Origin of the sequence: Streptomyces sp. NBC_00223, assembly GCF_036199905.1 — a bacterium.
Lineage (GTDB): Bacteria > Actinomycetota > Actinomycetes > Streptomycetales > Streptomycetaceae > Actinacidiphila.
The window spans coordinates 2667418-2681201 of sequence record NZ_CP108109.1 but is presented as its reverse complement, the minus strand read 5'-3'; the positions used below and the strand labels follow the sequence as shown (position 1 = coordinate 2681201).

Here is a 13784-nt window from a genome sequence, read left to right as displayed (position 1 = left end):
TCACCATCGGCGCGGAGAGCTGCCCGCGCGCAAGCGCGTAATGACGCGGTGGCGCACCGCATTACCCCGCATGGCCCACCCGGCGAGGGATTCGCCAGGAAACGCCACCCCTAGGAGCGTGCCCAGCGCGTAGCCGTTGACGGCGCGGCGCGTTGTAACACGTGTGGTGCCGATCACATCGGCACCCCGAAGGGAATGTGAGGAGGGTCTGCCGTGGCGATCAGCAGCGGTTCACACATCTCGGGCCCCAGCCCGGAAAGCAGCGCACCCCCACCCCGCGACGTGGTGACCGTACCGTGTCGCCAGGGCCTCGAAGCCGTGGACCTGCTACGGCTGACCACCGGCGTGGGCCCCGTGCTCCACGACGGCACCGGCGACAGCCTCGCCTTCCTCGTGCCCCCGGGCACCGCGGAGGCGTGGGACGTACCGGGCAGTTCGTGCCGCCGTACCGACGGCGAGCCGTCGCTCCCGGAGAACCGCTGGCTCGTACCGCCGCACACCGACACCGCCGTCACCGATCCCGCGGTGCTGCGGGCCGCCCTGCGCGAGGCCACCCGGACGATCCGGCTGGCGGACGGCTTCCGTCCCTCCGACGTGGCGCCCTGACCCCGGCGACCGCGCGCGCCGCGCGCCCCGATAATCGGACCATGGCCAGAAACCGCCGCCCCGCGGACACCCACACCACGCCCGTGGACGGCGGTCTCGCCGCACTCGTACCGGACCGCGAGCGCCCGAGCGCCCGTACGCTGCTCATCGACGGCGCCCCGCAGTCCCATGTCGACCTGGCCGATCCCGGGTATCTGGACTTCGCCTACCAGCGCAGGCTCGGCCATGTCGTCGATCTGGTGGCGCCGCCCGGCCGGGCGATCAGGGTCGTGCACCTGGGCGGAGGGGCGCTGACCCTGGCCCGTTACACCGCGCACACCCGGCCGCGTTCGACGCAGCAGGTGGTCGAGGTGGACGCGGCCCTGGTCGAACTCGTCCGCGCGGAGCTGCCGTGGGACCGTACCTGGCGGATCAAGGTACGCGCAGGTGACGCCCGCGCCGGGCTCGCCAAGCTGCCCGACGGCTGGGCGGACCTGGTGATCGCGGACGTCTTCGCGGGTGCCCGTACCCCCGCGCACCTGACGACCGCGGAATTCCTCGGCGAGGTCCGCCGGGTGCTCGCGCCCGGCGGGGAGTACGCCGCCAACCTCACCGACGGCGGCGCGCTGACCTTCCTGCGCGGCCAGATCGCCACGGTCCGCGCCGCCTTCCCCGAGGTCGCGGTGGCCGCCGACCCCGCGGTGCTGCGCGGCCGGCGCTTCGGCAACGTCATCCTCTGCGCCGCCGACCACCTCCTGCCCGTCGCCGAACTCACCCGGCGGGTGGCCACGGACCCGCACCCCGGCCGCGTCGAACACGGCAGCGCCCTGGACGACTTCGCCGCGGGCGCCGCAGTGGTGACGGACGCGACCGCGTCCCCCTCCCCGCCCCCACCGGCCAAAACCTTTGACCAGTAGCCCCGGCCGCGGCGCGCGGGCCGACGGCAACGCCCTTCGGCCCGGCGGGGGGCCGTGGGTCAGTTCTCGTAGGACTGGACGGAGGGCGCGTGGCCGTTCCAGGTGCAGATGACGGACGACGCGGCCGCGCCCGAGGCCGAGGTGAAGGTCACCCGCAACCACTGCGGCTGCGTCCACACCTGCATCCTCCAGCCCTCGTTCGGCGTGGCCGACACGAGGGACGCCGAGGTGCCGGCGAGGTCCAGTACGACCCGGCCGCCGTCCATGGTGTAGCTGTGGACGTTGCCGGTCGCGGGCGGCGGCGTGGTCGTGGAGGTGACCGCGACGGCCGGCCGGTGGGTGCGGGGCGCGGCGGGGACGGTGGACGGCGAGGGCGTAACGGTAACGGTAACGGTCGGACTGGGCCGGTACGTCGCCGAGGCCGTCGGCTCCTGCGACCCGACGGGGATCGGCAGGGCGCGCGGCGGATCGTACGCGGTGTTGCGCAGCACCGACCGCACGCCGATCCACGACAGCGTGACCGCCACGGCCGTGGCCAGCACCCACGCCCCGACGTGCAGCAATCCTCTCCCCATGCCCCCATCCTCCACCACGGGGTGCTTTCCGGACCCGGGTCGGGAGCGGCCGAAAACTCCGGCGGCCAGAGGCGTACGGACGTCGGTACGGACGTTCCCCCCGGGCTCAGCGCGGCGCTGCGTCGGCGGCGCGGGCCCGTGCGAGTTCGGCCGCCGGATACGGTGTCCGCTCGCTCCCGCCACCGGACGGCGGTGGAACTCCTCCAGGACGGCGGCGGCCCTGGCGTTGCGGTCGAGGATCGCCGCGATGCCGGGCAGCGGGTCGGTGATCGCGCGGACGCGGTCGACGGTGTCCGTCGCGCGGATCTGGCGGCGGGGCCTTGCGGGGCCGGGGGGCCGGGGGGCCGGGGCGGGCCCGGGGGAGAGGGGCGCGGGTCGGGGGCTCGTTCGGGGGTGCGGGGGACGGCTTCGCTCCCGTTCGGCGGGCGGAAGCGCTAGGTTGCGGCGCATGGCAAGTGTGCTCGTGGTCGAGGACGACCAGTTCGTGCGTTCCGCACTGATCCGGCACCTCACGGAGGCCGCTCACACGGTACGCAGCGTGGGGACGGCGCTCGAAGCGCTGCGGGAGGTCGCCCAGGTCGGCTTCGACGTGGTGATCCTCGACCTCGGCCTGCCCGACCTGGACGGGTCGGAGGCGCTGAAGATGCTGCGCGGGCTCAGCGACGTACCGGTGATCGTGGCGACCGCGCGGGACGACGAGGCCGAGATCGTCCGGCTGCTCAACGCGGGCGCCGACGACTACCTGGTGAAACCTTTCTCCGTAGAGCACCTGTCCGCCCGGCTCGCGGCGGTGCTGCGCCGGGCCCGCAGCCGGGACGCGGCTCCCGCCGCAGAGGCGCTGATCCAGGTCGGGGGGCTGACGATCGACGTGCGGCGGCGGCAGGCGTCCCTCGACGGCGCGGTGCTGGACCTCACTCGGCGCGAGTTCGACCTGCTGACCTTTCTCGCGGCGCGGCCGGGGGTGGTGGTGGCCCGCCGTGAACTGCTCGCGGAGGTCTGGCAGCAGTCCTACGGCGACGACCAGACCATCGACGTCCACTTGTCGTGGCTGCGGCGCAAGCTCGGGGAGACGGCGGCGCGTCCGCGCTATCTGCACACCGTGCGGGGGGTGGGCGTAAAGCTGGAGGCGCCCCTGCGGGATCCTCTCGCATACGAAGGGGGCCCTCCCGCACCTGAGAAGGACTGCCGTCCGTGAGGGTGACTCACGTCGGTGAGAGGGTGTCACGCGCGGGAGGGGTTCTCGCCCGTGCGAGCGGGTCCGGCCCGGGGTGGGCTCGCGTTGGTGAGAGGGTGTCACGAACGCGAGGGGGACTCGCCGATGTGACGGCCGCGTTGGTGAGAGGGGCTCGTGTCCGTGAGGGGGTGTCACCCCTGCGGCACGTTCTCGGCGACGCGCGCGGGCTCGGCGCTGGGTGGTCGACTCGCGTCCGTGAGAGGGTTTCACGCCCGCGACAGCCCCTCGCCGACGCGATGCGCGCCGCGCCCGCGAGGGGGCGTCACGTCAGTGAGAGGGTGTCACGAACGCGAGGGGGCCTCGCGTGAGGTGGGCGCTGATACGGGTGTCCCTCGCCGTCACCGCGATGGTGGCGATCGCGTTCGCCGTACCGCTCGGCCTCGTTGTCAAGGAGCTCGCCCGGGACCGCGCCCTCACCAACGCCGAGCGCCAGGCCGCCGCCGTCGCCCCCGCGCTGGCCATCACCACCGACCGCGCCCAGCTAGAACGCGCCGTCGCCACCACCCTGGCCGGCGCCGAGGACCGGATCGCCCTCCGTATCCCCGCCACCCCCCGCACCCCCGCCGTCGACCTCGGCCGCCACCGCGCCCCCGCCGCCGACCTGGACAGCGCCTCCGCGAACGGCGAGGCCGCCACCGTCCGCGTCCCCGGCGGCTACGCGCTGCTGCGCCCCACCGCCGTCAGTTCCGGCACGATCGCGGTCGTCGAGGTCTTCGTCCCCGACGCCGATGTCACACGCGGCGTCGCCACCGCCTGGCTCGTGCTCGCCGGGGTCGGCCTCGGTCTGATCATCGGTTCGGTCGCTATCGCCGACCGGCTCGGCAGCCGGATGATCCACCCCGCCGTACGCCTCGCGGGCGCCGCGCACCGGCTCGGCGAGGGCGATCTCGCCGTACGTGTCCCCGAGGAGGGGCCCGGGGAACTGCGGGCCGCGGCTGTGGCGTTCAACGCGATGGCCGACCAGGTCGTCCAGCTCCTGGCCAACGAACGCGAGCTGGCCGCCGACCTCTCGCACCGGCTGCGCACCCCGCTGACCGTACTGCGGCTCAACACCGCCTCCCTCGGCGACGGTCCGGCCGCCGAGCACACCCGCGCCGCCGTCGCCCAGCTGGAACGCGAGGTCGACCAGATCATCCGCGCCGCCCGCGAGCACCGCGCCCAGCCCCCGCCGGCCGTCGGCTGCGACGTCGCCGAGGTGACCCGCGACCGGATGGCCTTCTGGTCCGCGCTCGCCGAGGACGAGGACCGCGACGTGACGACGGCCGGCGCGGACCGGCCGGTACGGGTCCCGGTGGCCCGCGCCGAACTCGTCGCCGCGCTCGACGCCATGCTCGGCAACGTCTTCCGCCACACCCCCGAGGGGACGGCCTTCGCGGTGGACGTGCACCGTTCGGACGACGCGGTGGTCGTGCTGGTCTCGGACGCCGGCCCCGGCGTCGCCGACCCGGCCGCCGCGGTACGGCGCGGCCACGGCGACGGCGGCGAGGGCTCCACCGGGCTCGGCCTGGACATCGCGCGCCGGGTCGCGGAGTCCACCGGCGGCGACGTCGCGATCGGCCGCGGCGCGCTGGGCGGCGCGGAGATACGGCTCCGGCTCGCCCTCGGCCGCGACCCGGCCCCCCACCCTGCCACCGGCCACCGCCGACGCCCCCTCAAACACCGCGGCTGACCCCGCCGATACGCGCCCCGGGCCCCGACCCGCCCGGCGCCCCCGCCCCGGGCCGCCCGGACCCGCACCCCTCACCCCCGCCGCGCGCCCGCCCGGACCCCACCCCCGGAGGGCCGCTCCCGGGCGGGCGAACACCTGTGGCGGGAGCCCGTGATCACCCATAGCTTCGAGCTGGCGGACGCGTGCGCGGCGCGGAGGAGCGGCGCGCGGTGGCCGCCGTCGAACGTCCCTCGCATCCGCCCCGAGCACCGTGCTCCCGCGTGCGGATCACTCCTGGAAAGCGGGTTGGGCCCATGACCGTGCGACGGTTTCAGCAGGTGGCGGGTACGGCGGTCGGCGTCGCCGCCCTCGGTCTCGGCGTGACGCCCCCCGCGCACGCCGTGGGGGTGCGGGTGGTCCTGCCGGGGGAGTCGATCCAGCGGGCCGTCGACGCCGCCGCGCCGGGCGACACCGTCCTCGTCCTGCCGGGCACGTACCGGGAGAGCGTACGGATCACCGTCCCCGGTCTGACCCTCCGCGGTACGGGCGCCCTCACGGTGATCACCCCCGCGACCCCGCCCCCGGCGGCAACGACCCCGACCACGACACCCCCGACCTCGACAGCCCCTGACACGACGACCTCGGCCACGACGACCTCGGCCACGACGACCCCGGCGGCCGACACCCCCACCACGGCCCCCACCGCGGCCGCCACCCCGACCGACGCCGCCTCCGACGCCTGCGCCCTGGCGGGCAACGGCATCTGCGTCACCGGCACCCCCGGCCACCGCCTGACCGGCGTGACCGTCGAGTCCCTGACCGTCACCGGCTTCGCGAAGTACGGCGTCTCCGGCACCGAGACCGACGGACTGACCGTCAGGGACGTACGCGCCGACGCCAACGGCCTCTACGGCATCGGCGCGGAGAAGTCCGTACGGACCGGGTTCACCGGCAACCGGGCCGACAGGAACGGCGAGGCCGGGATCTTCCTGGCCAACACCACCGAGGGCGAGGCCGGCGCCATCGACACCGAGGGCGCCCTGATCAGCCACAACGCGGTCTCCGGCAACCAGATCGGGGTCGTCGTACGGCGGGCCCGGAATCTGACCGTGGCGGACAACACGATGTCGGGCAACTGCGGCGGCCTCTTCCTCGTCGGCGACGAGAACGTCCCCAGGGCCGGCGCCATGACCGTCAGCGGCAACACCGTGACCGGCAACAACGCGTACTGCGCGGCGACCAGCCGGCTGCCGTACGTGCAGGGCAGCGGAATCGTGCTGACCGGCGTCGAGGACACGGTCGTCACGGGGAACACCGTCACCGACAACGTCGGCGCCTCCCCGCTGTCCGGCGGCGTCGTGTTCTTCCCGAGCTTCGTCGGCTCGCCCAGCTCCGGCAACTCCGTCGAGAACAACACGGTGCTGCGCAACGGCCCGGCCGACCTGGCCGACCACGACACCGGGAGCGGCAACACGTTCACCGGCAACGACTGCGCGGTCTCCCTGCCCGCGGGCCGCTGCTGACCGGCGGCCAGGACCGGCCCACCGGCCGCCCCCGGCCGACCGGCCGCGCCCCCGCCCCCACCGAAGCGGCAGCGCCCACACCGCTCAGCCGTCCCATCCCTTCCGAACCGCCAGGAGAAAGGGCGGCCCCATGACCACCACCCCGCCTTCCACCGCGTCCACCTCCCCGACGACCCCCGCCGTGCCCCCCACGACGGGACCGCTCACCACCGCGCCCCCGCCCACCCCCGGCAGCCACACCGGGAACGGGCACGACCACACCCCCGCCAACGCCTCCATGCGCCTGCGCGAGATCGTCTTCGGCGCCGCGCCCGCCGCCTCCGTACGCGCCGCCGCCCGGCTCGGCCTCGCCGACGCCCTCGGCGACACCCCCGAGACGGCCGACGAACTGGCCCGTACGGTCGGCGCCGAGCCCCGCCCGCTGCGCCGGCTGCTCCTCGCGCTGTCCTGCTACGGGGTCTTCGCCGAGACCGAGGACGGCCGCTTCACACACACCGAGATGTCACGGCTGCTGCGTCAGGACACCCCCGACAGCCTCCACCACATCGCGCTGTGGTGCACCGAGCCGTGGACCTGGCAGGCGTGGCCGCGGCTGGACGACGCGGTCAGGTCGGGCCGGGACGTCTTCTCGGACCTCTACGGCAAGAGCTTCTTCGACTACCTGCACAGCGAAGGGGGCGAGTCCGCCCGGGTCTTCGACCGGGCCATGACCTCCTCCAGCCGGCAGGCGGCCCGCGACCTCGTGGACTATGTGGACCTCACCGGGATCTCCCGTGTCGCCGACATCGGCGGCGGTCAGGGCCTCGCGCTCGCCGGGCTGCTGGAGAGGTACCCGGACCTGCACGGCACCCTGCTCGACCTGCCGACCGTCGTCGCCGACGCCGACCCCCGGCTGCGCGACGGCGGGGCGCTGGCCTCCCGGGTGCGGCTGGTGCCCGGCGACTGCCGGGTCGAGATCCCGGTGCGCGCGGACCTGTACATCATCAAGAACATCCTGGAGTGGGACGACCACAGCACCCGGGCCACCCTGCGCAACGTGGTGGCCGCCGCCGAGCCCGGCGCCCGGGTGCTGGTGATCGAGAACCTGGTCGACGACAGCCCGTCCCCGCGGTTCACCACGGCCATGGACCTGTTGCTGCTGCTGAACGTCGGCGGCGCCAAGCACTCCAAGGACAGCATGGCCGCGCTGATGGCCGAGTCCGGGCTCGTCCTCGGCGAGATCCGCCCGGTCAACGCCTATCTGCACGCCTTCGAGGCCGTGGTCGCCGGCTGAGCCGGAGCCGGGCCGCCCAAGCGGTACGGGCCCCCGTGGCGGGAAGTCTCCGCCACGGGGGCCCGTACGTACGCGAGGAGCGCGACAGCCGAGGACGGCGGCTACACGCCGCTGGCCTCGCGCTCCCAGCGGTAGAACTCCTTGGCCATCGCGTCCTTCGGCTCCCGCCAGGTCTCCGGGTCGTACGCCTGGACGTGCGCGGTCAGGGCCTCGCTGACGCCCCGGAACTCCGGGTGGTCGGTCAGCCGGGCGATCTCGGGGCCGGGCGGGCGCTCGGCCTCGATCAGATGCAGATACAGGTCGCCGAACTGGAACAGGCTGCGGCCGGTCACCCCGACCAGGCCGGGCAGTTCGCCGCGGTCGGAGGCCGCGAAGGTCGCGGCGATGTCGCGGGCGGAGCCCGGCTTCATCCGGGCGACGATGAGCGTGCGGTGCATCGTCACACCCCTCCCGCGGCCGAGACGGACGCCGCGTGCTGCTCGACCTGGTCGCGGATGCGGGCCATCTGGACCACCGAGTTGCGGTTGATGTGCGCGGTCATGCCCGCGTCGTCGACCGGCGCGGTGGGCTTCATCGCGAAGTCCTGGAGCCAGCGCATCGAGGTGCCGCCGGGCACCTCGGCGTACTCCCACCGGATGTCCATGAACTCGAACGGGCCGGTCTCCACCCGGTGGGCCTTCACGGTCCGCGACGCGCGGTCGGCCTCGCGCTCGGAGACCCAGCTCCACACGGTGCCGTTCTCGTCGGGGTGCATGGTCAGCCGGAAGGTGACCTTGTCGCCCTCGCGCTTCATCACCTCGACGGACTCGTACTCGCTGAACAACTGCGGCCAGCGGGCGAGGTCGTTGGTCAGCTCCCAGGTGAGGTCCAGGGGCGCCGCGATCACGATCTGGTTGTCGGTGTGTCCGCTCATGTCAGGCTCCCGCGGTGAGTTGGGCGTTGACGTTGTTGAGGAATTCGTACGGCGTCCTGCAGGTCTCCGCCTCGTCGCCGATCGGCCGGCCGTGGCGCTTCTCCAGCTCGGAGACGATGCCGAGCAGACCGAGCGAGTCGAGTTCGAACTCCTCGAACGTCGAGTCGGGCCTGTTCTCCATCTCCCAGGGGTCGACGACGAGGCCGGCCCGCTCTTTCATCAGGGCGGCCAGTTCGTCGTAGGTGACGGGTCCGTTCATCGGTGCTTCTCCTTCACAGAGGGAGACGGGGGTGACGGCCGGCGCCGGCGGCGGGTGCCGCGGCGCCGGGTTCTCGGCTCAGCGCCGGGGGTCGGGGCCGCGGCGCAGCACCAGGGCCGCGTTGCAGCCCATCAGGCCGCGGCTGAGCACGAGGGCCGTGCGCAGATCGGCGCTGCGTGCCTCGCCGGTGACGACATCGAGGTCGTGCCGCACCTCGGTGACATTGGGGGTGGGGGGCACCACGCCGTGCTCAAGGGCGAGCACGGCCGAGGCCACGTCGAGGGCCGCGGCCGCCGAATAGGCCCGGCCGTAACCGGTCTTGGGCGCGGTGACGGGGACATTGACCGCGTGCGGGCCGAGCGCGTCGGCGATGGCCAGCGCCTCGGCCTGGTCGGCCTCGGGCACGCCGAGCGCGTCGGCGAAGACCACGTCCACGTCCCGGGCCGAGCACTCCGCCTCGTCGAGGGCGTCCCGGATCGCCCTCGCCAGGCCCTGCCGGGAGCGTTCCCAGCCGGCGGTGCCGGTGAAGGTCGCGGCGTGCCCGGCGACGACGGCCCGGGCGGTCGCGCCCCGGCGCTCGGCCGCGCCCTCCTCCTCCAGCACGAACATCGCGCCGCCCTCGGCGGGCGAGAAGCCGTGCGCGTCGGCGGTGAAGGGCAGATAGGCCCGCTGCGGGTCGTCGGAGAGGCTGAGGTCGGGGTAGCCGAGCTGGCAGACCACCGAGTACGGGGCCAGCGGCGCCTCGGTGGCGCCGACGACCATGGCGTCGGTGCCGCGGGCGATGGCGCCGCGGGCCTGTGCGAAGGCGTCGAGGCCGCCGGCCTCGTCGTTGGCCAGCACCCCGCAGGGGCCCTGGAAGCCGCCGCGGATGGAGATCTGGCCGGTGCTGGCGGCGTAGAACCAGGCGATCGACTGGTAGGGGCCGACGAACTGCGGTCCCTTGCCCCACAGTTGCTGAAGCTCGCCCTGGCCGAACGCGCCGCCGCCGGAGCCGGCCGCGGTCACCACGCCGATGGCGAAGGGCCGTTCCGGGTCGGCGGCCAACCGGGCATCGTCCAGGGCCAGTTCTGCGGCGGCCATGGCGAAGTGCGTGAAGCGGTCGGTCTGTACGAGGAAGCGCTGCTCGACCAGCGCGGCCGGATCGAAGCCGGTCACCTCGCCGGCCACCTTCAGCGGCAGATCGGCGCAGCCGTCGCGGGTGACCGGGCCGAGCACGGACACCCCCCGGACCAGCGACTTCCAGAAAGCCTCGGTGCCGATGCCGCCCGGCGCGACGACGCCCAGGCCGGTCACCACCACCCGCCGGCTGCCGGACTTTCCCGCGGACCTCCGCGGCCTCTGCCCGGAACCGCGTTCGGGCTGCTGTGTCATGACGTGCTCCCTTCGGCGCGCGCGAGCACCACGGCGGACTGGAAGCCGCCGAATCCGCTGCCGACCGACAGCACCGACCGCAGCTTGGCGGTACGTGCCGTGCGGGGCACGTAGTCCAGGTCGCAGTCCGGGTCCGGGGTCTCGTAGTTGGCGGTCGGCGGGACCACGCCGTGGGTCAACGCCAGGGCGCAGGCGGCGAGTTCGATGGCGCCGATGGCGCCGAGCGAGTGGCCGACCATGGACTTGATCGAACTCATCGGCACCGTGCGGGCGTGCTCGCCGAGCGAGCGCTTGACGGCGGCGGTCTCGTGCCGGTCGTTCTGCTTGGTGCCCGAGCCGTGGGCGTTGACGTAGTCGATCCCGGTGCGGTCGAGCCGGGCCTCGTCCAGGGCGTGGTCGATCGCCTCGGACATCTCCCGGCCCTCGGCGGTGAGTCCGGTCATGTGGTAGGCGTTGCCGAAGGTGGCGAAGCCGCGCAGCTCGCAGTAGATCCGGGCGCCGCGGCGGCGGGCGTGCTCCATCTCCTCCAGCAGCAGTACGGCCGAGCCCTCGCCGAGCACGAAGCCGTCGCGGTCGGCGTCGAAGGGGCGCGAGGCGTGCGCCGGGTCGTCGTTGCGGGTCGAGGTGGCCTTGATCGCGTCGAAGCAGGCCACGGTGATGGGCGAGATCGGCGAGTCCGAGGCGCCGGCCACCACGAGGTCGGCCCGGCCCTCCTTGACGGCGTGGAAGGCGTGGCCGACCGCGTCGAGCCCGGAGGTGCAGCCGGTCGAGACCGTCTGCACCGGGCCCTGGGCGCCGATGTCCTCGGCCACCTCGGAGGCGAGCGCGCTGGGCGAGAAGGCCCGGTGCAGATGCGGCCCGGCCTTCTCGGCCACCACGTCCCAGCGGCTGCCGGAGCGGCTGACGGCCACGTAGTCGCGCTCCAGCCGGGTGGTGCCGCCGACCGCGGAACCCAGGCAGACACCCGTCCGCCAGGGGTCGAGGCCGGCCAGGTCCAGGCCGCTGTCGCCGATCGCCTCGCGGGCGGCGGCCAGCGCGAACTGGACGTAGCGGTCGGCGCGTTCGGCGAGCTTCGGGCCGAGTCCGTGGGACGCGGCGTCGAAGTCGCACTCGGCGGCGATCCGGGAGCGGAACCCCTCGGGGTCGAAGAGGGTGATGCCCCGGGTCGCCGTCCGTCCGGCGGTGAGCAGGTCCCAGAAGGCGGGTACGCCGATGCCGCCGGGCGCGACCACCCCGAGTCCGGTGACCGCCACCCGCCGCGTCATGCCCTCGCCCCCGCGGGGTCGGGAGGCGCCGCCGCGTCGGCCCGCGCGGGCGCGGCGGCACCCATGGCGTCCACGGTCTCCTGAGCGTCTTCGGCGTCCTCGGTGTCCACATGCCCCAGCTCCGGGCGCGGCGCGAGCGGCCCGAGGTGGAAGACCATCCGGGCCTCGGTGTCGCCCACGTTGCGGAAGCGGTGCCGGACGTCGATCGGGATCAGCAGTCCGTGGTCCGGGCGCAGCGGGTGGCTCACGCCGTCCAGGTCCACTTCGAGCGACCCGCTGACGACGAAGACGAACTCCTCGGAGTACGGGTGGTAGTGCTCGCTGATCCGCTCACCCGGGCGGATGATCGCCATCCCCATGAAGCCGCTGGTGGCGCCCACGGACGTCGGGGTCAGCACGGCGCGCAGGTCGCCGCCGCGCCGCCGGTTCGGGCTGGTGTCGTCGAGGTGCACGATGCGTGCGGGCTGGGTCATGGCGGCTCCTTGGTGTGACTCGGTGGTGCGAACGCGGGTGCGGGTTACGGGGATGCGGGGCGGGGGTGTGGGGGTGCGGGTCGCGGCTCCGCGCGGCCCGGCTCCGGCATCGGGAGCGCGTACGGGCCCGGGGTGCGCGGGCGGGGGAGCGGTACGGCCGTACGGGCGGGACCGGGGGAGGGGCCGGGCGGATCAGGCGTCGTCCTGCGCCCGGCGGTCGGTGACGAGGCTCATCGTGCGGCCGCCGAACGACAGCCCGGTGGCGTCCCCGCCGTCCCTGCCGTGCCGCGGGTCGAGGTCGAGCAGCCGGCTCAGCGCGTCGGCGGCCCCGCCCACGGCGGCGCCCACCCGGGCACCGCGGTGCGGCTTGCGCAGATCGATGACGCGGACCAGCAGGTCGTCGCGGTGGAAGACCGTGCTGCCGGCGAGCGGCTGGCCGTCCTCGGCGGCGGCCGCCGCGTCCAGTTCGGCGAGCAGCCCGGCCGCCTCGGCGCCGTGGCCGGGCCGGACCGGGTAGAAGAACGCGTGCCGGATCAGGGCGTCGTCCTCGCCGGCCCCGGGAGTACCGGTGACGTGCTCGACGGCCGGCAGCGCCGCGCGGGCGAAGAAGGCCCGGGCGGAGGCGGGGTCGGTGAGGTCCCTGACCTCCTCCAGATACGGGTTGATCGCCTCCTCCACGGCCCTGATCTCGGGCTGCGCGGCCACGTACCGCAGCGCGTTGCCCAGGTCGCCGGTCACCTCGACGGCCCGGACCACCCGGTTGCCGTACATGAAGAGCGAGGTGCGGCGCAGTTGGGTGTCGGCGTCGACCCGGGAGCGCGGGGAGCGGTAGGAGGCCAGGAACCCGGCCACGGTCTGCTCGCTGCCGGGCTTGACGGTGAAGGTGATCGCGTGGCGTACGACCCCGCCGGTGCACAGCGGCGGGGCGGGCAGCGGGTCGAGCACGGCGCTGCGCGGGGCGCGGCCGACGACGCCGGGGGTGTTCACCGGCCGGGCCTTGGCGGACGTGGCCGCCTTGCCGGGCCGGCCGGGCCTGGCGGCCCCGGCGGGCTTGCCGGACCTGGGCGCGCCCGTCGGCTTGACGGACTTCGCGGAACCACCGGGCTTGGCGGGTTTGGCGGTCCGTGCGGCCTGACCGGACTTCACCGGTCCGGGCCCGCCGGCCGCCGACGTGCCCGCGAGGGTCCGGTGCCCGCCGGTCACATGCCCGTCCGGCCCCGGCTCGGGGGTCTCGCGGGTGATGAGGAACCGCAGCGAGGTGGTGTCGCGTACGCAGCCGTGCAGCGGCTCGACCATCTTGCGGTGGGCGGCGCTCTCCACCCACTCCAGGAAGCGTTCGCTGTTCTCCCACTCGCTGGTGATCAGCCACTGCGAGGAGTTCCCCAGGGACTGGCAGAGCTGGTCGCTGAGGTGGCCCGGCACCGAGGCCACCTGGTGGCGTATCGCCTCGTACGCCGCCAGGAAGTTCTCCTGCCTGCCGTCGAGCACGTCGAGCAGCAGAACGACGCGCAGCCGGGTCGTCCCGGAGTCGGGGTGCGGGATGTGCCGTTCGTCCAGAGTCGTCGTCACGGGGTTCGTTCCTCTCCAGTGCGGGGCCGCGGGGCCCGCGGCGCGGGACCCCGGCATATGCCGGAAGCCGTGTGCGGCCGGCGGGTCCGGCTACCACCGATGCTCACGCGGCGCCGTGGATCGCGCACGGTGCGTGCGGCGGGCGGGTGAAGCGCCGGTCGACGGGCTCCCGGCAGGGA

General features: G+C 74.4%; 14 protein-coding genes. 6 read left to right on the top strand and 8 right to left on the bottom strand.

The window, feature by feature from the left end:
- Positions 1-213: 213 nt before the first annotated feature.
- Together OHA30_RS11145 and OHA30_RS11140 are read left to right on the top strand one after the other, a co-directional pair.
- Complete coding sequence (locus OHA30_RS11145) at positions 214-606, top strand: hypothetical protein (RefSeq protein WP_405785616.1); 393 nt, start codon at positions 214-216, stop codon at positions 604-606.
- A gap of 41 nt (positions 607-647) precedes the next feature.
- Positions 648-1502: a spermidine synthase gene (locus tag OHA30_RS11140; protein ID WP_328913663.1), complete on the top strand. Its 855-nt coding sequence runs from the start codon at positions 648-650 to the stop codon at positions 1500-1502.
- 59 nt (positions 1503-1561) lie between these two features.
- Here the strand turns inward: OHA30_RS11140 and OHA30_RS11135 are convergent, their stop codons facing one another.
- On the bottom strand, positions 1562-2077 hold the full coding sequence (locus tag OHA30_RS11135; RefSeq protein ID WP_328913662.1) for a hypothetical protein: 516 nt from the start codon (positions 2075-2077) through the stop codon (positions 1562-1564).
- A 448-nt stretch (positions 2078-2525) separates the two neighbouring features.
- Between OHA30_RS11135 and OHA30_RS11130 the strand changes: the two genes are divergently transcribed.
- From OHA30_RS11130 to OHA30_RS11115, 4 genes are all read left to right on the top strand, one after another.
- On the top strand, positions 2526-3272 hold the full coding sequence (locus OHA30_RS11130) for a response regulator transcription factor (RefSeq protein ID WP_328913661.1): 747 nt from the start codon (positions 2526-2528) through the stop codon (positions 3270-3272).
- A 343-nt stretch (positions 3273-3615) separates the two neighbouring features.
- Positions 3616-4980, top strand: coding sequence for a sensor histidine kinase (locus OHA30_RS11125; protein WP_328913660.1), 1365 nt, complete (start codon positions 3616-3618; stop codon positions 4978-4980).
- A gap of 293 nt (positions 4981-5273) precedes the next feature.
- A complete protein-coding gene (locus tag OHA30_RS11120) occupies positions 5274-6482 on the top strand; it encodes a right-handed parallel beta-helix repeat-containing protein (protein ID WP_328913659.1) in 1209 nt (402 codons plus the stop codon).
- 130 nt (positions 6483-6612) lie between these two features.
- Positions 6613-7755 carry a methyltransferase gene (locus OHA30_RS11115; RefSeq protein WP_405785617.1) on the top strand — a complete coding sequence of 381 codons (1143 nt, stop codon included), beginning with the start codon at positions 6613-6615 and terminating at the stop codon, positions 7753-7755.
- A 101-nt stretch (positions 7756-7856) separates the two neighbouring features.
- Here OHA30_RS11115 and OHA30_RS11110 read toward each other — a convergent pair whose 3' ends face one another.
- The 7 genes from OHA30_RS11110 to OHA30_RS11080 all read right to left on the bottom strand — a co-directional run bounded on the left by OHA30_RS11110 (position 7857) and on the right by OHA30_RS11080 (position 13605).
- A complete protein-coding gene (locus tag OHA30_RS11110) occupies positions 7857-8192 on the bottom strand; it encodes a TcmI family type II polyketide cyclase (RefSeq protein WP_328913658.1) in 336 nt (111 codons plus the stop codon).
- Positions 8193-8194: 2 nt separating this feature from the next.
- The gene (locus tag OHA30_RS11105; RefSeq protein ID WP_328913657.1) at positions 8195-8668 is read right to left on the bottom strand and encodes an SRPBCC family protein; all 474 of its coding nucleotides are present in this window, start codon (positions 8666-8668) and stop codon (positions 8195-8197) included.
- A 1-nt stretch (position 8669) separates the two neighbouring features.
- Positions 8670-8927: an acyl carrier protein gene (locus tag OHA30_RS11100; protein ID WP_328913656.1), complete on the bottom strand. Its 258-nt coding sequence runs from the start codon at positions 8925-8927 to the stop codon at positions 8670-8672.
- A 78-nt stretch (positions 8928-9005) separates the two neighbouring features.
- Positions 9006-10298 (bottom strand): beta-ketoacyl synthase N-terminal-like domain-containing protein, encoded by a 1293-nt coding sequence (locus tag OHA30_RS11095; RefSeq protein WP_328913655.1) that lies wholly within the window; start codon positions 10296-10298, stop codon positions 9006-9008.
- The gene (locus OHA30_RS11090) at positions 10295-11563 is read right to left on the bottom strand and encodes a beta-ketoacyl-[acyl-carrier-protein] synthase family protein (RefSeq protein ID WP_328913654.1); all 1269 of its coding nucleotides are present in this window, start codon (positions 11561-11563) and stop codon (positions 10295-10297) included. The genes OHA30_RS11095 and OHA30_RS11090 overlap by 4 nt, the downstream gene beginning before the upstream one ends.
- Entirely contained in the window at positions 11560-12036 is a 477-nt protein-coding gene (locus OHA30_RS11085) for a cupin domain-containing protein (RefSeq protein ID WP_328913653.1), read from the bottom strand. Before OHA30_RS11085 ends, OHA30_RS11090 begins: the two co-directional genes overlap by 4 nt.
- Before the next feature lie 192 nt (positions 12037-12228).
- Positions 12229-13605 (bottom strand): SchA/CurD-like domain-containing protein, encoded by a 1377-nt coding sequence (locus tag OHA30_RS11080; protein ID WP_328913652.1) that lies wholly within the window; start codon positions 13603-13605, stop codon positions 12229-12231.
- Positions 13606-13784 lie beyond the last annotated feature (179 nt).